Origin of the sequence: Nitrobacter sp. TKz-YC02 (assembly GCF_049852135.1) — a bacterium.
GTDB classification, from domain to species: Bacteria; Pseudomonadota; Alphaproteobacteria; order Rhizobiales; family Xanthobacteraceae; genus Nitrobacter; species Nitrobacter vulgaris.
In genome coordinates, this window is the sequence record NZ_CP180728.1 from 2,668,069 (window position 1) to 2,694,604 (window position 26,536).

18 protein-coding genes and 4 pseudogenes are annotated in these 26,536 nt (G+C 60.5%); 10 read left to right on the plus strand and 12 right to left on the minus strand.

The window, feature by feature from the left end:
- Positions 1 to 612: 612 nt before the first annotated feature.
- The 5 genes and pseudogenes from ACM561_RS12735 to ACM561_RS12755 all read left to right on the plus strand — a co-directional run bounded on the left by ACM561_RS12735 (position 613) and on the right by ACM561_RS12755 (position 6,541).
- A complete protein-coding gene (locus ACM561_RS12735) occupies positions 613 to 1,020 on the plus strand; it encodes a FixH family protein (protein WP_292961473.1) in 408 nt (135 codons plus the stop codon).
- Positions 1,017 to 2,438, plus strand: coding sequence for an efflux RND transporter periplasmic adaptor subunit (locus ACM561_RS12740; RefSeq protein ID WP_425905486.1), 1,422 nt, complete (start codon positions 1,017 to 1,019; stop codon positions 2,436 to 2,438). Before ACM561_RS12735 ends, ACM561_RS12740 begins: the two co-directional genes overlap by 4 nt.
- Positions 2,435 to 5,611: an efflux RND transporter permease subunit gene (locus ACM561_RS12745; protein ID WP_425905488.1), complete on the plus strand. Its 3,177-nt coding sequence runs from the start codon at positions 2,435 to 2,437 to the stop codon at positions 5,609 to 5,611. The genes ACM561_RS12740 and ACM561_RS12745 overlap by 4 nt, the downstream gene beginning before the upstream one ends.
- Before the next feature lie 230 nt (positions 5,612 to 5,841).
- A pseudogene (locus tag ACM561_RS12750) lies at positions 5,842 to 6,295 on the plus strand (DUF411 domain-containing protein).
- Positions 6,296 to 6,322: 27 nt separating this feature from the next.
- Positions 6,323 to 6,541 (plus strand): GDCCVxC domain-containing (seleno)protein, encoded by a 219-nt coding sequence (locus ACM561_RS12755; RefSeq protein ID WP_081431756.1) that lies wholly within the window; start codon positions 6,323 to 6,325, stop codon positions 6,539 to 6,541.
- 8 nt (positions 6,542 to 6,549) lie between these two features.
- Here the strand turns inward: ACM561_RS12755 and ACM561_RS12760 are convergent, their stop codons facing one another.
- On the minus strand, positions 6,550 to 6,969 hold the full coding sequence (locus ACM561_RS12760; RefSeq protein WP_425905489.1) for a MerR family transcriptional regulator: 420 nt from the start codon (positions 6,967 to 6,969) through the stop codon (positions 6,550 to 6,552).
- 66 nt (positions 6,970 to 7,035) lie between these two features.
- Here ACM561_RS12760 and ACM561_RS12765 point away from each other — a divergent pair, with 66 nt between their 5' ends.
- Positions 7,036 to 9,183, plus strand: coding sequence for a heavy metal translocating P-type ATPase (locus tag ACM561_RS12765; RefSeq protein ID WP_425905491.1), 2,148 nt, complete (start codon positions 7,036 to 7,038; stop codon positions 9,181 to 9,183).
- Between the two features lie 418 nt (positions 9,184 to 9,601).
- Positions 9,602 to 10,458, plus strand: a pseudogene (locus ACM561_RS12770) (DUF1259 domain-containing protein).
- A 132-nt stretch (positions 10,459 to 10,590) separates the two neighbouring features.
- On the opposite strand, the gene ACM561_RS12775 reads toward ACM561_RS12770, so the two are convergent.
- Positions 10,591 to 10,788: a hypothetical protein gene (locus ACM561_RS12775; RefSeq protein ID WP_425905493.1), complete on the minus strand. Its 198-nt coding sequence runs from the start codon at positions 10,786 to 10,788 to the stop codon at positions 10,591 to 10,593.
- A 453-nt stretch (positions 10,789 to 11,241) separates the two neighbouring features.
- Here ACM561_RS12775 and ACM561_RS12780 point away from each other — a divergent pair, with 453 nt between their 5' ends.
- A complete protein-coding gene (locus ACM561_RS12780) occupies positions 11,242 to 13,338 on the plus strand; it encodes a TonB-dependent receptor (RefSeq protein ID WP_425905495.1) in 2,097 nt (698 codons plus the stop codon).
- Positions 13,339 to 13,645: 307 nt separating this feature from the next.
- Here ACM561_RS12780 and ACM561_RS12785 read toward each other — a convergent pair whose 3' ends face one another.
- The 9 genes from ACM561_RS12785 to sbnA are packed head-to-tail and all read right to left on the minus strand — an operon-like array spanning position 13,646 to position 24,647.
- A complete protein-coding gene (locus ACM561_RS12785) occupies positions 13,646 to 14,185 on the minus strand; it encodes a ParB N-terminal domain-containing protein (protein WP_425905349.1) in 540 nt (179 codons plus the stop codon).
- Positions 14,186 to 14,198: 13 nt separating this feature from the next.
- The gene (locus ACM561_RS12790) at positions 14,199 to 15,377 is read right to left on the minus strand and encodes a type III PLP-dependent enzyme (protein ID WP_425905347.1); all 1,179 of its coding nucleotides are present in this window, start codon (positions 15,375 to 15,377) and stop codon (positions 14,199 to 14,201) included.
- Positions 15,374 to 16,144, minus strand: a complete 771-nt coding sequence (locus ACM561_RS12795) for an HpcH/HpaI aldolase family protein (RefSeq protein WP_425905346.1) — start codon at positions 16,142 to 16,144, stop codon at positions 15,374 to 15,376. The genes ACM561_RS12790 and ACM561_RS12795 overlap by 4 nt, the downstream gene beginning before the upstream one ends.
- A complete protein-coding gene (locus ACM561_RS12800; protein WP_425905344.1) occupies positions 16,135 to 17,916 on the minus strand; it encodes an IucA/IucC family protein in 1,782 nt (593 codons plus the stop codon). Before ACM561_RS12800 ends, ACM561_RS12795 begins: the two co-directional genes overlap by 10 nt.
- A gap of 3 nt (positions 17,917 to 17,919) precedes the next feature.
- Positions 17,920 to 19,638 (minus strand): IucA/IucC family protein, encoded by a 1,719-nt coding sequence (locus ACM561_RS12805; RefSeq protein WP_425905343.1) that lies wholly within the window; start codon positions 19,636 to 19,638, stop codon positions 17,920 to 17,922.
- A 2-nt stretch (positions 19,639 to 19,640) separates the two neighbouring features.
- A complete protein-coding gene (locus ACM561_RS12810) occupies positions 19,641 to 20,870 on the minus strand; it encodes an MFS transporter (protein WP_425905341.1) in 1,230 nt (409 codons plus the stop codon).
- The gene (locus ACM561_RS12815) at positions 20,858 to 22,615 is read right to left on the minus strand and encodes an IucA/IucC family protein (RefSeq protein WP_425905340.1); all 1,758 of its coding nucleotides are present in this window, start codon (positions 22,613 to 22,615) and stop codon (positions 20,858 to 20,860) included. Before ACM561_RS12815 ends, ACM561_RS12810 begins: the two co-directional genes overlap by 13 nt.
- A 5-nt stretch (positions 22,616 to 22,620) precedes the next feature.
- On the minus strand, positions 22,621 to 23,646 hold the full coding sequence (gene sbnB / locus ACM561_RS12820) for a 2,3-diaminopropionate biosynthesis protein SbnB (RefSeq protein ID WP_425905338.1): 1,026 nt from the start codon (positions 23,644 to 23,646) through the stop codon (positions 22,621 to 22,623).
- Positions 23,643 to 24,647 carry a 2,3-diaminopropionate biosynthesis protein SbnA gene (gene sbnA, locus ACM561_RS12825; RefSeq protein WP_425905497.1) on the minus strand — a complete coding sequence of 335 codons (1,005 nt, stop codon included), beginning with the start codon at positions 24,645 to 24,647 and terminating at the stop codon, positions 23,643 to 23,645. The genes sbnB and sbnA overlap by 4 nt, the downstream gene beginning before the upstream one ends.
- A gap of 452 nt (positions 24,648 to 25,099) precedes the next feature.
- Here sbnA and ACM561_RS12830 point away from each other — a divergent pair.
- Positions 25,100 to 25,246: pseudogene (locus tag ACM561_RS12830) on the plus strand (IS3 family transposase); the annotation flags it as partial.
- A 276-nt stretch (positions 25,247 to 25,522) separates the two neighbouring features.
- On the opposite strand, the gene ACM561_RS12835 reads toward ACM561_RS12830, so the two are convergent.
- Entirely contained in the window at positions 25,523 to 25,801 is a 279-nt protein-coding gene (locus ACM561_RS12835; RefSeq protein WP_425905499.1) for a hypothetical protein, read from the minus strand.
- A 227-nt stretch (positions 25,802 to 26,028) separates the two neighbouring features.
- Here ACM561_RS12835 and ACM561_RS12840 point away from each other — a divergent pair.
- Positions 26,029 to 26,535: pseudogene (locus ACM561_RS12840) on the plus strand (IS110 family transposase); the annotation flags it as partial.
- Position 26,536: the final 1 nt, after the last annotated feature.

Here is a 26,536-nt window from a genome sequence, read left to right on the forward strand (position 1 = left end):
AATGCAACGACTTGAAATGAGCCAAAAAGCCACCCGACACGCGATCTGTCGTTCCGCGACTCTTCACGAAAGGGTCATTTTCCCCACCTTCCCCGAACGCGAAGCCTGTGCCATTTTCCGATCATGAGGGTAGGCATCTGGCTCCGCAGGTTGCTCCCGATCCTTGCGATCGTGGGGCTTATTGCTGGACCGTTCACCGCATCGGTGAGCGGAGCCGTGGTGGCGGCCGCCTCTGATATGTCCATAGCGTCAATGCCGGACGATATGCCCTGCTGCCCGCATGAGAAGCCGGTAGTCCCGGATTGCCAGAAGTCCTGCCCGTTGATGGCGACCTGTATGGCCAAGTGTTTCTCGGTCACGCCGACGCTTTCGAGTCTTGCCTTCATCTTTTGGGATCAAAGCGATTCCCTTTCTCCAGGCAACGATGTCGTGCGCGATGCGCTCGTGGTAGAACCTCCAGCTCGACCTCCAAGAACCTAGAACATCGCCGGCACTTCGGTGCCGGTTCGCGCCGCCCAAGCGTATGCTCGGGCGGTCGAAAGCGCGTGGCCATAGGCCGCGCAACGCCGGGCCATGCGCACGGTGCTTCGATGAATCTGGGATTTTCAAACTATGACGACTTCTTCTATGAAACGCGCCGCTGCGGCGGTGCTCGTGGCCGCACTTTCCGTGACGGCTTTTTCGGCAGCTAAAGCCGACATCACGGACTATGAGCTTCGACTCGTTCAAACTGAAGTCAAGCACGGCAACGGAGCCATCGTCGCAGTCCGGCTCATCAACAAACGATCCGGCAAGGCGGTTCCCGACGCGGTCATCTTCGCGACACGGATCGACATGGCGCCCGACGGCATGGAGTCGATGGCGGCGCCGATCGAGGCTCTGCCATCAACCGAGCCGGGTGTCTATCGCTTCAAGACCAACTTGACGATGGCTGGTGGCTGGCGGCTTTCGCTCGGCGCCAAGATCCAGGGTGAGACCGGAACGCTCGAGAACAAACTGGTCCTGAAAGCGACGCCATGAAACGGCTCGCTCTTATTGGCCTCGCCCTCGCCGCTATTTTAGCGGCGGGGGCCGGAGGCTATTGGGCGGGTGTTCGGAATCTTCCGGTCACCGGCCTCACAAAATGGTTTCGTGTCGAGGCACCCTTGGCGGCGTCGACGCCAGCCGGCACGGGAGCGGTGATTTACTATCAGGACCCTGACGGTAAGCCAGCTTACTCGGCAACACCGCGCAAAACCGCAGACGGCCGTGCTTTCCGCGCCGTTCGCGCCAGCGAGGATGTGAGCTTCGAAGAGAAGCAGCCGACGACAGCCGAGGCGACTGAGCAGGCCGGCACGCAGCGCATCCTCTACTATCGCAACCCGATGGGCCTGCCTGACACCTCGCCTGTGCCAAAGAAAGACTCGATGGGGATGAACTATATCCCCGTCTACGAGGGAAAGGACGACGGCAGCTCAGTCGTGCAGGTGTCGCTCGGCAAATTGCAGCGGACTGGTGTGCGATCCGAGTTGGTCAAGCGGCGGACCGTCGGCAGACCTGTTCGAGTACCGGGAACCATTCAGCTCGACGAGCGGCGCGTCTCGGTGGTCGCAACCCGGAGCGATGCCTTCGTCAACGAGGTGGCGAACGTCACGACGGGAGACCGGGTCACGAAAGGCCAGATACTGGTCCGACTCTACTCACCTGACATCGCTGCCGCGGGTGCGCTGTTTCTCAGCGATCTCAATATTGGCGGTCGCGACGGCGCTATCGGCGGTGCTCGCCAGCGCCTGGAAAATCTGGGAGTACCACCCGAGGCCATCGCCGAGATCGAGCGTACCCGCAAGGTGCCACTATCGATCACATGGCGTGCGGCGCGCGACGGCGTCGTGCTCGAACGCAATGTCGTTGAGGGCATGAAGGTAGCATCAGGCGATGTGCTGTTCCGCCTCGCGGATATCTCGACTGTCTGGGTGTTGGCGGACGTGCCGGAGTTCGATCTTGCGGCCGTTCGAATTGATGCGCCGGTAACGATACGAGTCCGAAGCCTACCAGGCCGCACCTTCGAGGGACGTGTGTCTCTGATCTATCCGCAGGTTAGTGAAACGACGCGAGCCACGCGGGCACGGATCGAAATTGCCAATTCCAGCGGTGTTCTGCTCCCCAATATGTACGCCGAAGTGGAGGTAAGCACCGGCACTGCCGCGCCCGTGGTGGCCGTTCCGGACAGCGCGGTGATCGACACCGGCACACGACAGGTCGTGATCATAGATCGTGGAGACGGCCGGTTCGAACCGCACGATGTGAAGATCGGCTTGCGTGGCGAAGGGTTCACCGAAATCCGCGAGGGGATTGCGGAGGGTGACCGTGTCGTTGTCGCGGCGAACTTCCTGATTGACGCCGAGAGCAATCTAAAGGCGGCGCTCCGCGGCCTGACCCCGCCGGAGGCCCGGCCATGATCGCCCAACTCATTGGCTGGTCGGCCCGCAACCTTGTGCTCGTATTCGTCGGCACGATCTTCGCCGTTGCCGCTGGGCTCTATGCGCTGAAGACGCTGCCGCTCGACGCCATCCCCGACCTCTCGGACGTGCAGGTGATCGTCTACACCAACTATCCCGGCCAGGCGCCGCAAGTGGTCGAGGATCAGGTCACTTATCCGCTGACGACCTCGATGCTGACGGTGCCGAAGTCAAAAGTGGTGCGTGGCTTCTCCTTCTTCGGCGTCTCCTTCGTCTATGTGATCTTCGAAGATCGCACCGATCCCTATTGGGCACGAAGCCGCGTCCTTGAATATCTCAACGCTGCCGCTCAGCGGTTGCCGGCGGGCGTGACGCCAACCCTCGGTCCGGATGCGACCGGTGTCGGCTGGGTCTACCAATACGCCGTCGTCGCGAAGGAGATGACGCTCGCCGAGCTGCGCTCTCTGCAGGACTGGGTGATCCGCTTCGGGGCCTCCAAGGCGGATGGCGTCGCGGAAGTCGCCAGCGTCGGCGGCTTCGTGAAGCAATATTCGATCGTGGTCGATCCCAACAGACTGCGGGCGTTGGGTATCTCGCTCGACCGCGTGCGCGAGGCCGTCAAGGCCAGCAACGCCGATGTCGGCGGTCGTACCGTCGAGCTCTCCGAGTTCGAATTCATGGTGCGCGGTCGCGGCTATATCAGAAGCGCCGCCGACATCGAAAATGTGGTGCTGAAGACCGACCGTGGCGTGTCGCTGCGCGTGAGAGACGTTGCCCGCGTCGAAATCGGGCCGGGCGAACGGCGCGGTATCACTGAACTCAACGGCGAAAGCGAAGTCGCGAGCGGTATCGTCCTGCAACGCTTCGGTGCCAACGCGCTGACCGTGATCGAGAACGTCAAGGCGCGACTTGCCGAGATTGCGTCGAGCCTACCCGAGGGCGCCGAGATCGTGCCGGTCTACGACCGTTCCGAACTGATCGGCCGGGCGATCGAGACCCTGAAGGGCACGCTGATCGAGGAGAGCATCATTGTGGCGCTGGTCTGCGTAGTGTTCCTGCTACATTTGCGCAGTGCGCTTGTCGCCATCCTGATGCTGCCGGTCGGCATCCTCATAGCCTTCGCGGCGATGAAGGCGATTGGGCTTGGCTCCAACATCATGAGCCTCGGTGGCATCGCCATCGCCGTCGGCGCCATGATCGACGCCGCCATCGTGATGATCGAAAACGCTCACAAGCATTTGGAGCGCGCACCGCCCGACAAGCCGCGCGTCGAAATCCTGATCGAGGCGGCGAGCCAGGTCGGTCCGGCGCTGTTCTTCAGCCTGCTCGTTATCACCGTCTCCTTCCTGCCGATCTTCACGCTGGAGTCGCAGGAGGGCCGGATGTTCGGTCCGCTCGCCTTCACAAAGACCTTCGCGATGGCGGCCGCGGCGTTGCTGTCGGTGACACTGGTGCCGGCGTTGATGGTGGTCTTCGTGCGCGGCCGGATCATCCCGGAGCACCGGAACCCGATCAACCGTTTCCTGATCTGGGTCTACCGGCCAGTCATCCGCGGAGTCCTGAAGGCGAAGACGCTCACCATCCTCGTCGCGCTCATTGTCCTCGGAGTGACTGTCTGGCCGGCACGACAACTCGGTTCGGAGTTCATGCCGAGCCTCGACGAGGGGGCACTGATGTACATGCCGACGACCTTACCAGGGATTTCCGTGACCAAGGCGGCTGAGCTTCTGCAAGTGCAGGACCGGATCATCAAGAGCTTTCCGGAGGTGGCTTCGGTCTATGGTAAGGCGGGACGTGCGCTCACCGCCACCGATCCGGCGCCGATGGAGATGTTCGAGACCATCATTAATCTGAAGCCGAAGAGCGAATGGCGGCCCGGTGTCACCATCGACAGCCTGAAGACCGAAATGGATAGAGCATTGCGATTTCCCGGCGTCTCCAATGCCTGGACCATGCCGATCCGCGCTCGCATCGATATGCTTGCGACCGGCATTCGCACGCCAGTCGGTGTCAAAGTGTTCGGAACGGATCTCGCTCAGATGGAGCAGGCGGCTCGTGAGATCGAGCGGGTGCTGCGATCGCTGCCGGGCACATCGAGCGCCTATGCCGAGCGGGTGATCGGCGGCTACTACCTTGACATCGTGCCGGATCGCGACGCGCTTGGTCGCTATGGCTTGGCCATTGGCGACGTCCAGGCCGTGATCGCAAGCGCGCTCGGGGCCGAGTCGGTGACCACTACCGTTGAGGGTCGCGAACGCTATGCCGTCACCATCCGCTATCCGCGCGCTTTCAGGAGTGACCCACAATCGATCGCTCGTGACGTGCAGGTGCCGTTGCCGGGAGGCGGAACGGTGCCGCTCGGCGAGGTCGCCAAGGTCGAGCTGACCCGCGGCGCCGCCTCGATCCGCACCGAGAACGGTCAGCTCGCAGTCTACGTTTTCGTGGATATCGCCGGCCGCGATCTCGGCGGCTATGTCGCAGCGGCGCAGCAAGCGGTCGCGACCGAGGTCAAGCTGCCACCCGGTACCTATGTCTCGTGGAGCGGCCAGTTTGAGTATCTTCAACGCGCAGAAGCGCGGTTGAAGATCGTGGTGCCGGTGACGCTGCTGGTCATTTTCCTGTTGCTCTACCTCAACTTCCGGGCGCTAACCGAGACGCTCATTGTCATGCTGTCGCTGCCCTTCGCGCTGGTCGGCGGCATCTGGTTGATGTGGTGGCTCGGCTTCAACATGTCGGTCGCCGTGGCGGTCGGCTTCATCGCGCTTGCCGGCGTAGCCGCCGAGACCGGCGTCATCATGCTGATCTATCTCGAACAGGCGATGGCGGAACTAAAGGTTGAGCGGGAGGCGGAAGGACGGCCCTTCACCCGAACAAATCTCTACGAAGCGATCATGCTCGGCGCCGTCGAACGTGTCCGGCCGAAGATGATGACCGTCATCGCCATCACAGCCGGCCTCGTCCCGATCCTGTGGAGCACCGGCACCGGTTCGGAAGTGATGCAACGCATCGCAGTGCCGATGATCGGCGGCATGGTCTCCTCGACCGTGCTCACGCTGGTCGTAATCCCCGCCGTCTATGCGCTGATCAAGGGGTGGCGGCTGCCGCGGAGCATGGCCTCCGAGGAGACAGCGATCGAACAGGGGCTAGCTGGTCTCAAGGCAGCCGCCGAATGAGAGGAAATTCCAATGATGCACGACATGATGGGAGCCATGGGATGGCATGGCTCTCGCCGGCGTGATCGGCCTCTTTGTTTTGGTGCTGGTGATCGCGGCACTCGTGAAATACGTCTTCTTCCGATGAGATGCGTTATACGCAACTTCGATTGGAGGCCGAGCGCGAGGGAGCAGCCAACGAAAGCAGAAGCAACATGACAACCAAGCAATTAACAACGCGGCGGGCGCTGATGATGGCGCCTTATAGGCGACCGCCATGCTCGCGCTATCGCAACGCTCACGGGCGGCTGAGACATTGCCCAAGATGACCGTGACCCGCGATCCGAACTGCGGCTGTTGCGGCGGTTGGGTTGCCCATGTGAGGGCAGCCGGATTTAGGGTTGAGGTGGTCGAGACGCCCGACCTCGCGCCGCTCAAGGTCCGACTCGGCGTGCCCGATGCTCTGATCTCCTGCCATACGGCAGAAGTCGTAGCTATGTCGTCGAGGGGCAAGTTCCGGCCAATGCGATCAAGCGGCTGCTGGTCGAGCGGCCGCAAGCGATAGGCTTGGCCGTTGCCGGCATGCCCATCGGATCTCCGGGCATGGAGGTTTCAGGGACGCTGCCTGAGACTTACGAGGTGGTTCTGTTCGGACAGGGACAACAGCGCGTGTTCGCACACTATCGCGGGTCACAGGCCCTCTGATCTTAAATCATCAGTAGAGGGAAGCCCATGGCTATCCTAGAGGCCACCATTACTTGCCCGCAATGCGGTGCAATATCGAAAGAGATAATGCCAACGGACGCCTGCCAATATTTCTACGAATGTCAGGCGTGCGGTGTCGTTTTGAAGCCCAAGCCCGGAGATTGTTGCGTCTACTGCTCATACGCAGACGTATCTTGCCCGCCGATTCAAGAAGATCCGTCCGATTGCTGCAAGACAAAGCCTTAAGTCTTGTCTTATGGCGCGACTATGGTTGTGGGCGACAGCGCCTCGATGATCCGGCAATCGGCAACCGTGCCGCAGCGACACTGATCGATCATGCTGTCAAGTTCGCGACGCAGGGCGCGCAAGTCGGCGATCTTTCGATCAACCTCGGCCCGGTGCTCTTTGGCGATTGCATCGACAGCGTCGCAGGAGCGATCACGCTGATCGGCCAAATCGAGCAATGCGCGCACTTGGTCGAGCGAAAACCCAAGATCCCGCGAGCGCCGGATGAAGCTCAGCCGATTGAGGTGCTCGGAACCATAGGCCCGGTAGTTTCCCGCCGTGCGGCCCGGCGCGGCAAGGAGTCCAATCCGCTCATAATAGCGGATTGTCTCAATCTTGGTATCCGTCCTTCTCCCCAACTCGCCGATCGAGAGGAAATCGCCTGTCATAGTCTTGACCCTATAGTTACTACAGGGTCCATATGGGTGGTCATGTCGAACTTGTCGAGGTGACCCATGGCAACCGCCACCCCGTTGAAGCTGCGTATCGAATGGATGGATTGCGGTGCCTGCGCCGCGAAAATCGAAAACGCGATGAAGCGGCTGCCGGGTGTCAGCGACATCCACGTTAACTTCGGCCTGCAGTCGCTCTCCTTGTCGGTTGACGAAGACCACACGTCCCGGCGTGCGATCGAGGCCAAGATCAGGGCGCTCGGCTACGCACCTGTTGATCCGTCTGAGCAGGTCATGTCGTCGGGTCATCGTGATGATGATCGCGATACGGCGGAAGGCGCGTGGTCATCACCGAAAGGACGCCTTGTCATCGGCACCGGCGCCTTGCTGTTGCTTGCTTTCGCGGTGTCGTATGTCGAGCCTGCCTGGTCGAACTGGGCCTTTATCGCCGCCACTTTAGTCGGCCTAATTCCGATCGGCCGGCGTGCGCTCGCCGGCGCTCTCTCGGGCACGCCGTTCAGCATCGAGATGCTGATGTCGATCGCGGCGGTCGGCGCCGTAGCCATCGGCGAGGCGGGAGAGGCCGCCGTCGTCGTGTTCCTCTTCGCGGTCGGCGAATTGCTGGAAGGCGTCGCCGCCGGGCGGGCACGCGCTGGCATCAAGGCGCTGATCGATCTCGTACCGCGCACTGCCCGCCGTCATACCGGCTCCGACATTGAGACAGTGCCAGTCGGAGATCTGGTCGTCGGCGATGCCGTGATCGTCCGGCCAGGCGACCGAGTACCTTCTGATGGGACCGTGATCGGGGGCGTATCCGAGGTCAACGAGGCGCCGGTGACCGGTGAGTCCGTCCCGGTCGGCAAGGAGCCCGGATCGGTCGTCTACGCCGGCAGTATCAATGCCAATGGTGAGTTGCGCGTCGAGATCACCCGGACGGCCGCCGACAACACGATTGCTCGTATCATCCATATGGTCGAGGAAGCACAGGGGTCGAAGGCGCCGACGGCCCGGTTCATTGATCGCTTCAGTCGCTGGTACACGCCGGCTGCGATGGTCGTTTCGGCGCTTGTCGTCCTCGTTCCTCCACTGGTGTATGGAGTTGACTGGTTCACCTGGGTCTATCGCGGACTGGCGGTACTGCTGATCGCTTGCCCCTGCGCTCTGGTGATATCCACCCCGGCCGCGATCGCGTCGGGTTTGGCCAGTGGCGCACGACGCGGCCTCCTCATCAAAGGTGGCGCGGCATTGGAAACGCTCGGCAAGGTCAGAACCGTTGCCTTCGATAAGACCGGCACGCTGACCATCGGTCACCCGCAGGTTACCGACGTTGTCGTGATCGTAGGCATGAAGGCCGATATCCTGGCGAAGTCCGCTGCCGTTGAGCGTGGCTCCAGCCATCCGCTTGGCGCGGCTATTGTCGCCGAGGCTGAAAGGCGCGGACTCGATATCCCCAAAGCCTTTGGCGGTGGAATCGCGACGCCTGGCAAAGCAGTAACTGCCCGACTTAAGGCTGGTTTCGTCTCAGTCGGATCGCCCCGCTACGCGGCCGAGCAAGGCGCGGTGCCTGAGAACGTCCGGAAACAGATCGAGGCTCTCGAAAGCCAGGGAAAAACTGTCGTGGTGGTCAGCGAGGGTAAGCAGCACATCGGACTGATTGCGCTGCGTGACGAGCCGCGTCCGGATGCCGCTGACGGCCTTGCGAAGCTCCGCACTCTTGGCATACGCCCGATCATGCTGACCGGCGACAATGCCCGTACAGCGGCTGCGATCGGCGGCGCACTCAAACTTGAAATCAGGGCCGAACTGCTGCCGGACGCCAAGCTCAACGCGATCTCAGTTTATAAGAGCGAAGGGCCTATCGCGATGGTCGGCGACGGCATCAACGATGCGCCCGCGCTTGCCGCGTCCTCGGTAGGCATCGCCATGGGAGGCGGCACGGACGTCGCATTGGAGACTGCGGACGCGGCGCTCCTGAAAAACCGAGTTACCGGCGTTGCAGAGTTGATCGCGTTATCGCGCGCGACGCTTGCCAATATCTGGCAGAACATCACGCTCGCGCTCGGCCTGAAGAGCGTTTTTCTCGTCACCACGCTTTTCGGCGCAACACCGCTCTGGATGGCGATCCTGGCCGACACTGGTGCGACCGTTTTGGTGACGGCAAACGCCTTACGGCTGCTGCGCTTCGAATTCAAAGCGTGCGCAGGACCATAGCAATTCGACTATGTCGTCGGGGTGCCGCTGCAGCTTTGCGTACAACTGAAGCTTCAAGCGATTTGTACGTGCGGCAATCAGCAGTGATTGGGTTACGGCGATCAGGATAGCCTGTTTCAGGCTCTTCTCCGCCTCACATTCCGATCCGGCTCATGGGGCCGGCCTCCAGGCGTGTTTCGGCGGCGGATCGATGTTCGCGGCACTGCTATTGCGGTACATGCTGGATCGACTGTCGGATCGCCGGGTGAAGATTTCCGCAGCTGGGACCACTTTCCTTGGCATCATATTGGTGAGCCACAACTCCCAATCTCCATTTGGTTGCTGTGGGTCGTGATTGGGGGTCAGACTTCGACCGGACGGTTGCTCCAACGCGCAGCACAAGCCTCCGACCCGACGTCTACGCCTCATTTGAGGTCTTATTATTGCTTCTTCCACAATCGCCGATGCCCAGGACATCGACTGGCAAAAGGTCGATCCGACGCTCGGCCGCAAGCCCACCCTATCCGGCGACGTCCATCGTTACGGCTTCACAAGGAGCGACCTTAAGGTAACCCTCGATGGGGTTTCGATTGCGCCGGCCCTTGCCCTCGGCGGCTGGGTTGGGTTCAAGCCAGATCACGACGGCGCCATGGCCATGGGCGATCTCGTTCTCCTAGAAACCGAGATCAATCCAGTCATGTCGAAACTAATCGAGGGTGGCCTCGAAGTCACAGCGATTCACGATCACCTGCTCCGAGCAACTCCCGCAACCTTCAATCTTCATGTTAGGGGACTGGAGACCCGGTGAAGATGGCCTCCATACTTCACGACGCTCTCGCCGAGAGCAAAACCCCACTTGCAGCACCGACCACTGCGGCCGCAACGTCCTCCCTCGATCTCGACACGGTTCAGATCGATCAGATCATCGGTGCAAAGGGACATGTAAACGCCGGCGTCTATCAAATCGGTGTTGCGCGGCGCGACGAGATCATGATGGGCGGGATGGCGACCGCTCCTGCGGGGCCAATGGGCATGGCCACTGGGATCAACTTTCAGCCAACGGGTGGCGGCAAAACAGCGATCACTGGTGATTTTGTCTTAACCAGTGACGAAGTGAATCCGGTCGTCAAGGCACTCCGCTTGGATGGCATCGAGATAACTGCGATTCATAGCCACATGCTGGAGGAACAACCGCGGCTCTTCTTCCTGCATTTCTGGACGAACGACGACGCGATCAAGCTCGCGCGAGTGCTCAGCACGGCGCTTAATGCGACTAATCGAGCATCACGGCACTGACCAGAGTAACAGCAATGAAGCTTCAGCGCCGTATTTTGACGAGGGTCGTGTGCCGAATTGTGGCAAGGACATTGTCCCCTTGTCGGTCTTTAACCCAGTCCGAGACGGACCTGCGGCGTGGGCGCGAATTGCTCAATACGCGACAATACCTTCGGCCGCGCGAGCTTGTATCGTCTCATCAAGCTTGTCTGGATGAATCAAGATATCGATAAGCCGTGAGCCATTTAGGATCAAAGACGTCTTCGGGTCCTTTGCCAAGCGCGTAGCAGGGGCGGCCAATCCCCGGGGTTGATCACCGGCCTTCCTGCTCTCCTTTTTGAGGTCGCTCATCGCGGCTTAGCAGCTCCTCAGCAAGAACAGATTTCGTCCGTGTGCGCCATCTGCTGGAGGCGCGCATGAACAATCGCGGCCACAATGGGTCGGGAAAAATGGCTCGAAGGCCTGTTTCTACGGCTACGCTGGATGCGCGACAGGATAAATTTCGACAGCAACAGCTCTGTCTATAATGATTCTACAGTCGAATCCTAATCTACACGCGAAAGGATGCTATAGAGGGATTCGGTTTTTGGGTGCATGGTTAAACTTGGGGCGATGATGAATCCGTTGACGAAAAAACTTTACTGGATGGTTTGTTGCGGTGCAGTGAGTTATCTCCCATTGTCCTATCAATTAGCAGAGGACGCATACGCACAAGAAGCCACTCCTTTACCAACCGTGACGGTCACCGCACCCAAGGCCGCAAACAAGAAACCGCGCACTGCTGCTCGTCGCGCTGCCGCTCCAGTGAGATCGACTGCTGCGTCGCGCGTTGCCGCTCCGGTGAGATCGCCGGCTGTCCCGTACCTCACGCCTTCGACCGGCACGATCGGTCAACCGCCGGCTCCCTATGCCGGCGGTCAGGTCGGGACCACCACACGCGTCGGCATGTTAGGCAATCGCAATGTCTTCGATACGCCGTTCAACACGACGGGCTACACGAGCAAGCTTATCCGCGACCAGCAGGCCAACACCATCAGCGATGTCGCCGACAACGATCCCTCGGTGCGCACGAACTCACCACGCTATAGCGGAATCGATGGGTTTCTGATTCGCGGTTTCCCGGTATTTGCGAGCGACTTCGCCTTCGACGGCCTTTACGGCGTTTCCGATTCGCGCCGCCCTGCGCTAGAGCCTATCGAGCGTGTGGAGATCCTGAAGGGACCAGGCGCCTTGCTGTATGGGATTTCGCCATTCGGAAATGTCGGCGGGACAGTCAACCTCATTCCGAAGCGTGCCACCGACGATCCGATCACGCGATTGACGACGGGCTTCGTGTCAAACGGAAATGTCGGGACGGCCGTCGATTTCGGTCGGCGCTTTGGCGAGAACAAAGAATGGGGCGTTCGCCTCAATGGTGCCTATCGCGATGGCCAGACGCCGATTGCCTTCCAGACGGATGGATTCGGCGTCGGCGCGGCGGCTCTCGACTATCGTGGCGAACGGTTCCGGGCTACGGTGGATGTCGGTTTTCAGAAGCAGAACCTGAAGGCGCCAACACGCGTGCGGCAAGTGAACCCGGGCTTTCCTATCCCGGATTCACCTTCACTCTGGATCAACCAGCAGCAGCCCTGGGAATACTATCAATCGAACCATCAATACGCGGCGCTTCGCGCCGAATATGACCTCAATGATTTCTGGACGCTGTACGGAGCTTACGGTCGCAGCAAATCTGACGAGACTTTCTTCGGTGGAACTCTGAGACTCACGAACGCACTGGGCAGGTTCACGTCACAACCGGCCCTCACCGTACAAGATGCCGATCGCGAAACCGGAGAGGTTGGGCTGCGCGGCCGTTTCGCCACCGGAGTGGTGAAACATTCAACCGTGATGTCGGCCACCGGTCTGTGGCAAGACAACGGAACTGCCGCTACCAATGTCGGATCATTGATTACGTCGAACCTCTATAACCCGGTTTATGTGGCTCCGCGTAGCGCGACGGGCCTGTCACACGATGCGCCACTTGCTTCGCGGCGGATCAATCAAAGCGTCGCGATCGCAGATACAATGTCGGTTCTCGATGATCGCGTGCTCCTCACCGTGGGCGGGCGCTGGCAGGGAATCGATGTCGCCAACTTCAATAGGACCGGTGCCGTGACCTCACGCCCGCAGAACGAGGCGATCACTCCTGCCGTGGCTCTCGTAGTAAAGCCAATCAACAACCTGTCGCTTTACGGCAACTACATCGAAGGCCTAACGTCGGGTGGAATAGCGCCAGTCGGGACCGCCAATGTCGGCCAAGTCTTTCCTGCGATTGTGGCCAAGCAGATCGAAGTCGGCGCCAAGTATGACTTCGGGACTGTGGGTGTGAGTGTAGCCGCGTTTGAGATTACACAGCCCAACGGGTTTACGAATCCGGCAACCAACATCTTCTCGGTCGATGGCGAGCAACGTAATCGCGGATTGGAGTTCAACACCTTCGGTGAAGTCGCTCCTGGAGTGCGTCTGCTCGGTGGCGTGGCCCTCATCGACGGCGTGCAGACCAAGACGGTTGGCGGCCAATTCGACGGCAGGACCGCGGTTGGCGTTCCAGATGTTCAATTCAACCTGTATGGCGAATACGATCTGCCCTTCTGGCGGACCTCGGGAGTAGCGACCCTGACCGGAAGGGTCATTTATACCTCGCGACAATTTTACGATCAGGCGAACACGCAGCAGATACCGGACTGGACCCGGGCTGATATCGGGGCACGCTACGTCACTAAAATCGACGGCAGGTTGCTGACGTTGCGTGCGGCGGTGGAAAACGTCTTCGGCTTAGACTACTGGGCAACGACAGGACGTGGTTTCCTCACCCCCGGTACACCACGCACTTACCGAATCTCGGCGAGCATCGATTTTTGAGTCGCCATGGGACAGTAACGTTGTGAACGACCGTTCGGGGGCAGCAGCTTGAGCGCGAAACGCCGATGCGGTGCGTGCGTTTGGCTGATCTTATCATCGTCGTAATCTCCTTCGATCATTCTCGCCAGGGGTTGGCCGCCGCATATGCGATGATCCTCGGCGAGCGCCCTGCACGCTGGCAAGCGGAGACGGTTGCGGCAAAGACGCAATTTACCGCGACAATTGCCCAAGCCCGGGCAATGAGGCGCCAAGGCCGAGGCAGCCAATGCGACGGACCTGTCGAGCTCCGAAGCCCTGATCAGCCACATCAAGCTGGAGATCGAGAAGCCGTGGCGCCAGTTGTGCGGCCATCGCTCGGAGCACGAAGCACAGTTTCCGGAGAGGGGACTTTCCGGGCATGTTCGTCCTGTCTGCCGGTCCTGCGATCCGGCACGCCATCAGCCGCGGTTGGACGTTCTGTAAGCAACCATACCGAAACATTGCAGGTCGGCAGAGCCGATGGAAACCGATGGCGGGTGGTTTTCGGCGGGTAGAGATCCTGTGCCCTGGCGCGGCGCACGATCTCTTGCGGCGTAACGAGGTAGCCCTCCCGCGTGGCGCTCACCTCCACGTCGTCGTAGTCAAGCAACAGGCATGGCACATGAGCCAGCTTGAGTTGCAATGCGGCTTGCAATCGATGATGACCATCCATGACCGCCATGCTGTTGCATTCCAGCACAATCGGGATGCGCCAGAGTTGTTCGCGCCGAAGTGTTTCCGCCAAGTTTGCAGCATGTTCCGGATAGTGGCATTCGTTCGGCAGGATCGAGTCGGCACGAACGAAGTGGACGGGCAACGCACAGAGCACGGCCGGCTCCTTTCTAATCCAGATAAACCCGTTCCGGATGCGGATGACTTAAAAAGTCATGATGTGAAATGTGCCAGCCATAGGCGCCGGCCAGCAGGAAGGCGATGCAATCGCCCGCGCGCAGACGCTTGACCCGGACGTCGCAGGCAAGCGTGTCTTTTGGCGTGCACAGTTCGCCGCACAAGGTCACTGGAGTCTCATGCACGGCCGGGCGCGGGAACGGATATGGCCAGGCTTCGCGCGGCAGCACCACGAACGGATGATTGTGCTGCCATGATGCCGGCAGCCGAAAATGGTGAGATCCACCACGCAGTATCGCGAAGTGCTTGCCGTGAGTGTGCTTGAGGTCGGTGACGTCGGCAAGGTAATAACCGCAGTCCGCAGTCAGAAAGCGCCCGCATTCGAAGACGAGCTGGAAGCGCGGCCGGCGCGCGGCGATCAACGTCGCCAATCCGGCGCAAAAGCCTTCCCAATCGAATGAGGCCTCCGGGTCGGCATAGTTGATGCCGATGCCGCCGCCGGCGTTGAGCCAATCGAATTCCAGTTGATAGCGCCGCTGCCAAGTGCTCGTCAGATCGAAGTAATGTTCGAGCAGGGCGAGATGTGTTTGTGCGTCCAGATTGTTGGAGATGGAATGGATATGCAGGCCTTTCAGACGTACGCCGGGTAGGCCGAGCGCCAGTTCGATCAGGGCAGGTATCTGCGCCTCTTCAATGCCGAACTGGGTCGCCTGCCCTCCCATGCGCAGTGTAGCTTGCTGCGGTACGGATGCCGGGTTGACCCGCAGCAGGATATCCGCTCGCTGATTGCGGCGGCGCGCGATCCAGTCCAGACGCCGCAACTGGTGCTCGCTTTCGACATGGATCAGCAGGACACCCTGATCAAGGGCGCCTTCAAGCTCGGCATCGGTCTTGCCAGGCCCGCCGAACACAATCGGCACCGCATCGTCGACCTCACGCACGGCCCGGATTTCCCCCAGTGATGCCACTTCAAAGCCGTCGGTACGATGCAACAGCGCCCGCAGAATCGGCGCGTCGCTATTAGCCTTGATGGCGTAGAACAGCTTGCACTGCGCAGGCAGGCAACGGCGCAGCGTGTCGACGCGCCGGCGCAAATGCGCCAGATCGTAGAGGTAGGCGCACACTGGTTCGGTGCGGCCATCCAGGTAATTGCGTAAGTGTTGCAGGTTCATTGCCCGCTATCTTTCATTTGATGCCGTGCCAGATGGGCCGCCATGGCGCGGCGGCTGATGCCGCGATCATCGCCCAGGATAAACATGCGCACCTGGTCCCGATGCCAGGCCTCGCAATCCTCCGGAGCGCGCGGCAACGCGCAGAACGTCTTGCCATGCTGCAAAGCCGCCGTGCGAATGCGCGACACCGCCGCGCGCACCTCCGGGTGGCGTGTCTGCCACGGAACTCCGAGACATTGCGAGAGATCGGCGGCGCCCTCCAAAAGCACGTCCACTCCGTCGACTGCGGCAATCGCATCGGCTTGATCGATGCCTTCGGTGTCTTCGATCATCGCCACGACCAGCGTGCGCTCACGCGCGGCCTCCAAGGCGGATACCAGATCATCGCGCCCATAGCCGCTATGCCAAGTGGCGTTCAAGCCACGCTCGCCGTACGGTGCGAAATGACAAAGCCGCACCGCGTCCCGAGCGGCCTGCTCCGAGCAAATGCGCGGAAACACGATGCCTTCGGCACCGGCGTCCAACGCCTGCGCGGCCTGATGCGGCGCCGCCACCCGGACCAGCACGGCGATCCCGGCGGCACGCGCCGCCAGCAACATGCTGGCTAACTGGTCCGGGCCGATCAGCGTATGTTCCAGATCGATCACCACGAAGTCGTAGCCGGCTGCCGCGATCAATTCGACCGAAAGCGCAGCCGGCGTAGAGCAAAATAATCCATACAATGGATGCGACGAGGCTTTCTGTTGCAGGCGCACTTTCAGAGACATGACGGCTTCCCTTCCGGCGCCAGCGGGTTCGGCGCGAGCCGAGTGCGCAAACGGATTTCCTGCCGAAAGCGGCGGCTTGCAAGCAGTTCGATCGAGACCTGCTCGGCAAAGCAATCGAACAATCGGTAGCGCGCCGCGCGTTCAGGGTGACGCGATTGATATGACCGCAGTACATCGCGCACAATCTCCCAGAACCGCGTCTCCTTCACGTCGTAGAAACGCTGGAACAGCCACGCCAGTTCAGCCATGTTGACGAAGAACAGGGCATCAAAGGTGAAATCGCGCAGCTCGTCGGCATCGTCGGTTTCCAGGAAAGAATTCGGATTGACGCGCGCATGTTCGGCCGGCGGCGCGATGAGCGCGGGTGCGGAGCCGGATAGCAGGGCCTTGGAAAACCGCACGCCGTCGTGAAAGTCCTTGAGCGCCACCCGTGCCGGCAGCCCGTCTTCGTGCAGGAGGATCATGTTCTGCGCATGCGATTCGAGTGCCGTGCCATGTTCCCAAAGCAGATGCAGCACCGGCAGCCAGGCCCGCTCAACCAAGCGCTTCAGCCATGGTTCGGGGCCATGGCGCCTGACCCACGCATCGACAAACGGCCGGCCATCGGCGTCCACATGCATCAAGGCGGTCATCGGCACCGCGGCTTCGCCCAGCTGCATATGCCGGTGCACGCTTTCACGCCAAATGCACGCCAATGCCCCGTATTGACCGTGCGCTGGCGCCAGCGCGGTGAAGCTCACGCCAGCCACTTCGCGCAGCAGCACCGGACGCACCATCGGCGCCGGCCAGCACGACTGTTCCACCAGGGCTTGCAACCAGTCGCTGATGACCGCGGCGTTTTGCACGGTGTGTGGCGCCAGCACGCGCGAGGTGGAGGTATTGACGAGGCTCATCGCCAGCTTGAGCGATAAGCCTTTCCGGTCATCCATATTACCGAGCGTACGGATGGATTGCTGCGGCAGATAGCGCTTCGTCAGCGGCCCGATGAGCAGCAGTTCGCCGCGCGCCAGCGCTTGATGGAAAGCGGGAAGAAACACTTCTTCCCACTGCCACGGATGAACCGGCAGCGGCACGTAATCGTCGGAACGCACACCGCGTTGGCTCAGTTTGTCGTGAAAGCGCTGCCAGTCGGTGTCCCCCAGCAGGGTGCGCGCCGCATGTTCCCGGTCGATCGTGGCGCTGACCGAGCAACGGCTGCGGTCGCGGCGCCCGGCCAGCAACAGCGGCGTCACTGCCGACGTCATCTCCGGCGCATAGGCGCTGTTGTCATCGAGCGTAAACCCGAGACGCGATTTGTAGCTGGGGTGATAAGGGTGGCTATCGGTCAGCCTAGCTTCCACCGTGTCGTAATCGGCACCCCGCAATATCTTGTCGCCGCGCACATGCAAGGTTTGAGCATCCTTGATCTGGGTTGCCAGCAGTTCCGCAGCAAACTGGCTGAGCCGCGTTTCGTCTGCGGTCAGCCAGGGTGCGATTTCCGCCAGGAACAGTGCGGGATCACTCGCTTCTTCCGTTACATCGTCCGCCCGGCGCTGCAGGGGTGCGGTGATGCGGACACGGCCGAAGCTGAAGCTGCGTCGCGCCTGGCATTGATAGCTGACTGCCGTGTCGTCGGCAGCGCAGCCGGGTATCGTCAGAGTTTCTCCGCGCCACACGCAATGCGGCAAAGCCTCTTCGAACAGCAAGGCTTCCAGCAGTTGGCGCAGCACGCGGCGGCTGGCCTGCCGGTAGGCCGGGCTGTCGATCAGGTTCTGATAATCGTGCGGATGCATGGCTTATCTCTGAAGCAGTGGATTGGGAACCTCCACCCACGACGGACGTTCACCGCGTTGCTGGAAACTGCTGAGCATGTTGGCTTTGGCCGGCAGCGTCGGCTGCGCGAGCAGCTGCAACACCAGCGAATCGCCGGTCGTAGCAATTCGGTCGGCCGTGTCGCGCCATAGCGCAGCCTCCGTTGTCAGGCCGGTGCGGGCCAGGCAGGCAATGACATGACCGATATGATTGACCAGCACGTAATACTGGAAACGATGCCACGCCTGCTGCTCGTCGTATAAAACAGGACTGTCGGGCTTCAGGCGATCGAGGAACGGGAAGCGCGTGCGGCTGATACTGGTGCCCTCCATGTCGCGCGCATAACCCCGTGCCGGCCAGCCGTCCTGGAATGCCATCATCGTGTTCTGCAGATGTGCCTCCAGACTAATGCCGTATTCGGAGAATAAGCGCAGCAAGGGCATCAGGCTCGCATCCAGGTAGCGTGCCCACCAGCGTTGAACTAAGGCGGCGTCGGGCGCGTTCCGCCCTGCAGCTTGGCGCAGCAGCACCCACAAAGGAATCTCACCCTCCGCCGGTTCTTCCAGCACTGACGCGACCACTTGCGCATGCTCGGCCTCGGTGCCTGGGATGGCTTTTCGGTACACCACCGTGCAGGCGGCGCGCAGCGCCTCGCTCGACAGCTTCAAGCTCTGGCTGCCCAACTCCGTCAAGATATGGAATGCCGGCTGTTCCAATGCCTCTTGCGGCAATTGGGACAGCGCGAGGCTTGCATCCAGCGCCCGCTCGACATGTTCGGGCGGATTGTTGCGCACGAAGTTGGTGATGCGGATATTGAGGGATAACTTGAGGAACAGCTCTTGAGCAGGCAACCAGACCGTGCGTACCGAGGACGTCGGCCAAACCACTTCCCCTAGAGGCCCGAGCGAAATCAGCGAGCGGTTTTTCACCAGCTCGGCGATCTCCGACAGACTCAACAGATGATTGGCTTGCCACGGATGGCAAGGCAGCAGGTGGTACCCGCCATCGGCCAACAGTTCCTCATCGAAACGTGCCGCCTCCGGATCGATAGGCAACTGTCCGGCGTTTACGACACGCGTATCCAGCAAGCTGGTGGCGACTGCGAAGTAGTGCAAACGAAACGAGGCTCCCAGTTCAGGTGCATAACGCTGCATGTCTTCTTCGCTGAATCCTTCCGAAGCCTTGGAAGTGACATGAAAAATATGGCCGAACCGCAAGCCTTGTTCCGCCGTAACAAAAGCCGATCGATTTGCGGCGGCATGGTGCTGGTGGAAACGGCGTACCTTGTCCACGCTGTTACGCATCAAGGTCTTCAAGCGATCACGGCATTGTTGCGCCGTCTCGGCGGGCTGGCCGCTGGCATCGGCGAGTGTGTCCACGATCCGGTCGACCAGTGGCGTCGCGTTCGTCAGGGGACACCAGTCGCCGTTGTACCCGATCCATGCAAAAGGCGTCACGCGGTGGTAACCGATCGGGGAGAAGTAGTTCAGCGCGCCGACCAGTTGATATCCGGTCTGCGCGAACGACACGAGATACGGCATCAGTCCGGCAGCCCGCCAGCCGGTTATCTGCGCTTGCAATTCGGCTGGTCCCGCGTCAGTCGGTGCTAAGCGAGGATCGAAACAAGCGGTCTCACGGCAATACGTGTTGAGGTACTGCTCCACCAGACGCCGCTCCAAGGGAGCGAGCCGCGGAAAATGCATTGTCATGCGACATCCTTCCCTTGGTTTTCAATCCTGCAAACAGGGTATGAGCGCTGCATGCCATTGCCGAGCACGAGTAAACCGGCCGCCATAAACAGTGCGGTGATCGGCCATACCAGGTTGGCAGGCGCAAGAAGCGGCATCAGAAGCATGACGATGAGCGGCCCCAGCATTTGGCCGACGACCATGAAACTGCGGCTCAACCCAGTCACATGCCCATAAACCGCTGCCGGCAGTTGACGACTGCAGGCCAGCAACATCGATTGCGCCAATGCGGCATAGCAGACCCCCTGAACTACCCTGAGCAAGGCGACCAGCCAGAGTTGATCGGCCTTCATCAACAATCCGATGGACAATGCGCAACCGATCGCGGCCAGCACGAATTGACGGCGCGGGTCACCACGATCGTTCAGATGTCCCCACAGCGGGCTCGCCAGCATAGTTGCCAGCCAGCCCAATGCATGCAGCGCCCCGGTCTTGCTGGCAATCGCATCCGCCGCGGGGAAATGCGCCATCAAATAGAGCGGGAAAACATTGACCAGTGCGAATGCAGCGGCCTGGGTCAGGCAGGCAGCTAACATCCAGTTGCGCAAATCGGCGCGGGCAAGCACAGTTTTCAAGCCGGCGAACTGTGGAAGGTTTTTATCCGGCGTCGACTTGGGCGGCTCTCTGAGCTGGCTCCATAACACGCCGCCCGCCATGCCCGTGAGCAGCGCACTCGCTATCAAAAGTGGCTTCAGCGACCATTGGTCCAGCATCATGCCACCCAGCACCGGACCGGCCAGCGCGCCGCAAGCAATCGCGCTTTCCTGCAAGCCCAGCGAGCGTCCACGCGACGCGTCGCTGCTGGCATGGCCGACGAAGGCAGTCAGTACGACGCCAATGGTGCTCATACCTTGCAGCAGGCGACCCAACATGAAGCTCAACACGCTTGTGCTCAGCGCCATCAGCAGCATGCTTGCGATGAACACCGCCAGCGACACCAGTAACATGCGCCGATAGCCGAATCGGTCACACCACTGACCGACAAGAGGCGCGAAGCACAAAGTGCCGAGCCCCGGTGCTGCCAGCGCGAGACTGCTCCAACGTGCGGCGCCAAGCGTATCAATGCCGGTAAGCGTCGCCATATACAGAGGTAGGATAGGCACCAACACCATCAGCCCGAGCGTCGTCACGGCTTGGCATGCCAGCAACAGGACAAGGTTGCGGGAACATGATGTTACGCCAGACATTTACATTCGACAGGTAATAACGGGTTGCTCAATCGTCCCATCGCGCTGGGCATGCCGGTGCCGAAGCTCGCTCGGCCGAGCAGCGGTGCCAGAAGCTGCTTGAACGGCCAATCAGGTTCATCCAGCAGCAGGCTCCTGGTCTCATTGGCGATGTCGTTCGGCAGCGGCACACGCGCCAGGCAGTCTTCCAACACCGTGCGTATGATATGCCAGCCATGCGACTCTTCCCGGCGGTAGCGCTCCGCCAACGCGGAAAGGATGGCATACAGGTTGACCTCGATGGCCAGGGTTTGCAGATACGCCAGCAACTCGCGCGGGGTATTCAGTTCGAGCGTGTTCGGCGTGCTGCGATCAATCATATAGTCCGGCGCCGCTACACCCTGGGCCCGCATCAGCGGCGGGCAGATGCGCAAGGTGTCGTGGTCGCGCAGGACCAGCGCGGCGATGCGCTGCCCCTGAAATGCCAGCACCACATTCTGTCCGTGCAACTCCGGCATGACACCGTACGCAAAGCAGCGCAGGCCCAATTCCAACAAGGCGCGGGCGATATCGGCGAACAATGCCCAAACCTTACTCTCCGTTCCGGCAAGACCGATCAGATGGTCGAAAGCCGGCAGCGTTCCTCCGGCGCTCGTCGCCGGCAATGCCGCCATCGGAATGAACGTCGCACCAGCCACCGTCGGATAGCGGCGGATCATACACGCCAGTTCTCCGGGCTCTGCTTGCAATGCATCGCGCTGGCTCAACGCCCACCAGTCATTCTCATTGCACAAGCGTAAAATGGCAGCCAGCCAGTCATCCCGCTGTTTCAGGCGCTCAAGGCAAGCACTGGCGAGCATGCCGTTGTGTAGATAGCGCGGTGGAAGCGTGCGCACCGCTCCCAACGCATTGACGGAAAGCGCAAGCTTGAGGTGCAAGCCGGGGCGGCCGATGACGGCAAGCGAACGCAGCGAAGCGGTCGGCATGACGGATCCCGGCCCTGTGCCCAAGTCAATGCAGCCCGCCAGGTCTGACAGTCCGGTGCGGTTAAGCCGCCCCCACTGCCACGGATGCGCAGGCAGCCATAAGTAAGTATCGCCATCGGCGCCGCGCGCGCGCGCCATCTCGGCGAGGGCTTGCTGCTGGAAGCGGTCCAGCAGCAGGTCCGACAAGGACTCGCAGGAAACGGTGAGGACCTGATCCCGCGGCAAGGCCACCCAATGCAGCGCAAACGAAGCGCCCGTTTCCGGCAAGTAGGTGGTCCCGTCGCATTCATCCCAATCCTTGGCGCGCGCCAGCGGATGAAACGGGCGGTCTTTTAGACAACTCACGGCCTCCCAGGACAGCAGGTCCTCCGGAGCCGCAACAGCCCGCGCTATGATGGTTGGTTCATACACCGCCGTCCATGCGGCCTGGTCGTAGGCTAACGCAAAGAAGTGGGCGAAACGGCCAGTCCGGTCGCCCCACCAGTCGGCGGTTTGCAGGGTCTCGACGACTTCGACGAGTGTTTGGTTTGTCGTACGGTGAGCGATATGCAACGCGACGGGCCGGTCCGACACCCGGAATGGGCGCAAACCACCGGCTTGATAACCGTGCCAAAGCAACGACCGCGTCTCATCAAGCGCGACATCCAGCATCGTGTCGCCGTCTTCGAGCGAATGAAACCTGCAGTGCTTGCGAAAGCCGTACAGATCCTCCAACCAAAGCGCATCGAACAGATCCTGAGCCAGCCGCCGCGCGTACGGATGAGATGTATTGGACTGCATGCATTTCAACCGTATAGCGGCAATTGCACGCCGACGCCGCGCTCGCGTGCCAGATGATAGAAATGCCGGGCGCATACTATGTCGTCGAGCGCCATACCCATCGGATTGAGGAGAATGATCTCTTCCTCGCTTTCGCGGCCGGGCCTGTCGCCCACGACGATTTGACCGAGTTCGGCGTGCAACCGCTCGCGGCTAAACCGCCCTTCCAGCACCAACTGGTTGATGATCTTTTTCTCGCGATTCGATTGATCCCAATCGTCCACCACCACTTTGTCGGCCTTTTCGTAGACCTCCTTGCACACATCCATGATCGATACGTTACTGACAAAGGCGCCCCGCTTAAGCCAACCGAAATGCAGATAAGGTGCATCGGCCACCGTGCAGGTCACGATCACATCGGCGGCACGCACCGCCGCTTCCGCCGAAATAGCCAGGACAAACTCCTTGTTCGGAAAACGCGCCGCAAACTCAGTAATGAAGGCGTCGGCAGCGGCATGCGAGAGATCAAACAGGTGAAGGCGCTCGATCGACGGGAATTGCTCCAGCAGGGTTTGTACCTGCATGCGCGCAATCGGGCCGCAGCCGATGCCGGCCACGTCGGTAAAGCCGGCACGCGCCAGATAACGAGTGGCTACGGCTGTGATCGCTGCGGTACGCATACCGCTAAGCAGGCCCCCCTCCATGAGCGCAATCGGATAATTTGTTTCCGCGTCGTTCAGCACCACGACCGCGCTGGCACGCTCCAGCCCGAAAAGGGATGGGTTATGCTGCCGGCTGCCGACCCACTTCACGCCCGCGATAGGCCGCTCGCCTCCCAGGTAGCATGGCATCGCGATGATGCGGTCGGCGATATGGTCAGCGGTCGGCCAGCGCAGGTAGGGTTTGAGCGGCTGCACGTATTCGCCGCGCGCATGCGCGGCTAACCCGTCGACAATGGCGTCGACATACGGTTGTGAATGATCGCCGCCCAACACGATCAGGTCGTTACGGTTGAGATAAAGCAAGTTCGGTGTGACGGTTGGCGAAGTCATGCTGTGTGTTCCATAGACAAGTTGACGGAATTTTTTGCCGTGCGCACCAAGTGGCGATCCTTCATGCGCGACACCCATTCGTCGTCATAGATCGTATCCAGATAGCGTTCGCCCCGATCCGGCAGAATGGTCAGGATGCGAGTGTCGCGTGGCAGGTCTGCACAGAGCCGTTGAATGGCCGCGATCACCGAACCGGACGATCCACCGGCGAAAATACCTTCGTGGTTGACGAGTTCACGGCATGCGACCGCGGATTCATAATCGTCGATATGAATTGCCTGATCGATCTCATCGCGCTGGAATAACTCCGGCACACGGCTGGCGCCGATTCCCGGCAGGTCGCGAGGATAGGGAGGCGTGCCGAACAGGATCGAGCCGACCGCATCCACTCCCACTACCTTCAACTCGGGCCACGCTTCGCGCAGGCGGCGGGAGATGCCATGCACGGTGCCTGAAGTACTGACGCCCAGCACCAGGTAATCCACCGGACGATCTAGATGTCGCAGGATCTCCTCACCTTCCCCATGGTAGTGGCTTTGCCAATTGCGCTCGTTGGCATACTGGTTGACCCATACGGCATCGGGCCACTCGCGCAGCAGGCATTTGATGCGCTCTATGCGCGTTCCCAGATAACCGCCCTGGCTATCCTTCTCGGTGACGAGCTCGATATTGCCGCCATAGCATTGAATAATTTTCAGATTGAGAGGTGAGATCTTCGGGTCGACCACTGCCGTAAAGCGCAAACCATGAATGCGGCAAGCCATGGCCAGCGCGATGGCGAGATTGCCCGACGAACTTTCGATGATGTGTGAATTCGGCCGGATGGACCCGTCCGCCAGACCGCGTTCGATGATATAGCGCGCCGGCCGATCCTTAACACTGCCTCCCGGATTGAACATCTCCAGTTTGGCGAGCACCTCGCACGGCCAATCACGAAACAAGCGAGAAAGACGAACGATCGGCGTATTCCCGGTGCCTTCGAGAATGCTGTGATAGATCATGCGATCACCTTCACGAATGAATTGCGGGCGTGTTGATGCTTATCACTTTTCGAAAAACGGCAAGTCTGGCGCCAGACGATGGAAATTCCGGCACTGATACGCAAATAGCGTCTACGCGCATGGGAGCTCCTTGAATCAACGGTTATGGATTTGCGTTTAGGCAAGATGGATCACATCGACACTCGCGAACGCTTCGAAGTTTGACGAGCGAGCGGCGCGCCTGCTCCGATTCTTTATGAGAACCTTGCGCAGCGAACAAGATCATTCGATCCCGATTATATAGCTTCTAATTGTTTGGTCGTTACCCCACCGGATGAGCCAACATTCTCTTTGGCGAGCTCCAACAAATTTGAATCACTTTGCTCTATATGGTGGACTTGCGCACGATTTCATCGAGTGCGTGTCCTCCTGATCAACGCGCGACAATGGATGAAGATCCCGACCTCGTCGCCGTGCAAACGCTGGAGCAGGTCTGCAAGGGCATTGTTACCCCAAAAGCATCCGTGTCGACCAAGGCTCGGAATTCATTTCGCGCGATCTCGATATTTGGGGCGTATCAACGCGGCATCATTCTCGACGCCTCGCGGCCTGGCAAGCCACCAGCAGCGGCCCCACTCGTTACAGAGGTAACAGACCGGCTCCGCGTTTGACGAAGGAAGGAATGGCAATCGGCGAAATTGGCGTGGCGTTACACGGCTCCGCTGCAGCAAGTACGCCCAGTGCCGAAAGGCCGAGAATTCCAAAGGTAACCTTTCGCAGCGAGCTCTCCAGCATTTGGAGATTCACTGCAATGGGATCGCTCTGAACGCTGGTTGAATGCTTTCGTTATCATCTCGGCTAAAACAAAAAGGCCGCCCTAGTCGGCGGCCTTGGTGTCAATCACAAACCCGCACGCGCGGGCGCACCCAACGCTCGCTCCAGTCATCCCAATAGGCTTCCCCACGAGACCAGTAGCAGCGTCTCTCATAGATGGGTTCGGGCTCAACATAGACCGGAGCGGGCGCATAATAGGGGCGAGGGGCTAATGCACCGCCCAACAGCATCCCACCAAGAAGCCCGCCGGCAACCCCGGCAGCAATCTGGCCATCGTGAGCCTGTGAAGCCGCGGGAACCAGGCAGAGCGCAACAAATGAAAGCGAAAGGAGTTTTTTCATAGCCGTGTCCTCTTGGATTATAGAATGGCGCCATATACGGCAAAAATGTATGGTTAGTGAATGAGGGCCGGTGAATAATGCTCCGTAGGTCAGCCGTAAGCTGCGGACATATTTTTTATCGGTTTGCCTTCAAACCGGTCCCAACAACCGACGAATGGCGTCGGGAGCGGTCGGGGTTTGTGTGTCGAGCATTACTTGAATGTGTACGCCTCTTGCTGGAGCGGCCGGAAGCATGCTGCGGCGCCCATCACATGGGCCGGTCGCTGGCGGCACTGGGGCACGAGGTCCGGCTGATGTCACCTGAGTATGTGAGGCCTTACGTCAAGGCACAGAAAAACGACGACCGCGATGCGGGAGCTATCGCCGAAGCGGCGACCCGACTCACCATGCGCTTCGTCGAGCTGAAGAGCGAGGAGCAGCTCGACGTCCAGACACTGCATCGCGTGCGCGACCGCCTGGTCGGAGAACGCACCCCGCTGACCAACCAGATCAGGAGCCTTTTGCTGGAGCACGGGCACGTCGTGGCGCTGGGTCATGCCCGATTACGCCTCTTGCTCAGCAAACTACTGGATTGCGGCGCGGGCGCTCTGAGCCCGCGCATGACGTTCCTGCTCAGGGATATGCGGATACGCTGGGAGGAATTGGATCGCCGCATCGCCGCATTCGATGCCGAGTTCGCCGCCATGGCAAAGACCGACGACCGGGCTCGGCGGCTAACAGGTATTCCGGGCATGA

Coding starts and splice junctions, on each gene's coding strand:
- ACM561_RS12735 (WP_292961473.1), top strand. CDS start 613: ATGACGACTTCTTCTATGAAACGCGCCGCTGCGGCGGTGCTCGTGGCC.
- ACM561_RS12740 (WP_425905486.1), top strand. CDS start 1,017: ATGAAACGGCTCGCTCTTATTGGCCTCGCCCTCGCCGCTATTTTAGCG.
- ACM561_RS12745 (WP_425905488.1), top strand. CDS start 2,435: ATGATCGCCCAACTCATTGGCTGGTCGGCCCGCAACCTTGTGCTCGTA.
- ACM561_RS12755 (WP_081431756.1), top strand. CDS start 6,323: ATGGCTATCCTAGAGGCCACCATTACTTGCCCGCAATGCGGTGCAATA.
- ACM561_RS12760 (WP_425905489.1), bottom strand. CDS start 6,969: ATGACAGGCGATTTCCTCTCGATCGGCGAGTTGGGGAGAAGGACGGAT.
- ACM561_RS12765 (WP_425905491.1), top strand. CDS start 7,036: ATGGCAACCGCCACCCCGTTGAAGCTGCGTATCGAATGGATGGATTGC.
- ACM561_RS12775 (WP_425905493.1), bottom strand. CDS start 10,788: ATGAGCGACCTCAAAAAGGAGAGCAGGAAGGCCGGTGATCAACCCCGG.
- ACM561_RS12790 (WP_425905347.1), bottom strand. CDS start 15,377: ATGAACCTGCAACACTTACGCAATTACCTGGATGGCCGCACCGAACCA.
- ACM561_RS12795 (WP_425905346.1), bottom strand. CDS start 16,144: ATGTCTCTGAAAGTGCGCCTGCAACAGAAAGCCTCGTCGCATCCATTG.
- ACM561_RS12800 (WP_425905344.1), bottom strand. CDS start 17,916: ATGCATCCGCACGATTATCAGAACCTGATCGACAGCCCGGCCTACCGG.
- ACM561_RS12805 (WP_425905343.1), bottom strand. CDS start 19,638: ATGCATTTTCCGCGGCTCGCTCCCTTGGAGCGGCGTCTGGTGGAGCAG.
- ACM561_RS12810 (WP_425905341.1), bottom strand. CDS start 20,870: ATGTCTGGCGTAACATCATGTTCCCGCAACCTTGTCCTGTTGCTGGCA.
- ACM561_RS12815 (WP_425905340.1), bottom strand. CDS start 22,615: ATGCAGTCCAATACATCTCATCCGTACGCGCGGCGGCTGGCTCAGGAT.
- sbnB (WP_425905338.1), bottom strand. CDS start 23,646: ATGACTTCGCCAACCGTCACACCGAACTTGCTTTATCTCAACCGTAAC.
- sbnA (WP_425905497.1), bottom strand. CDS start 24,647: ATGATCTATCACAGCATTCTCGAAGGCACCGGGAATACGCCGATCGTT.
- ACM561_RS12835 (WP_425905499.1), bottom strand. CDS start 25,801: ATGAAAAAACTCCTTTCGCTTTCATTTGTTGCGCTCTGCCTGGTTCCC.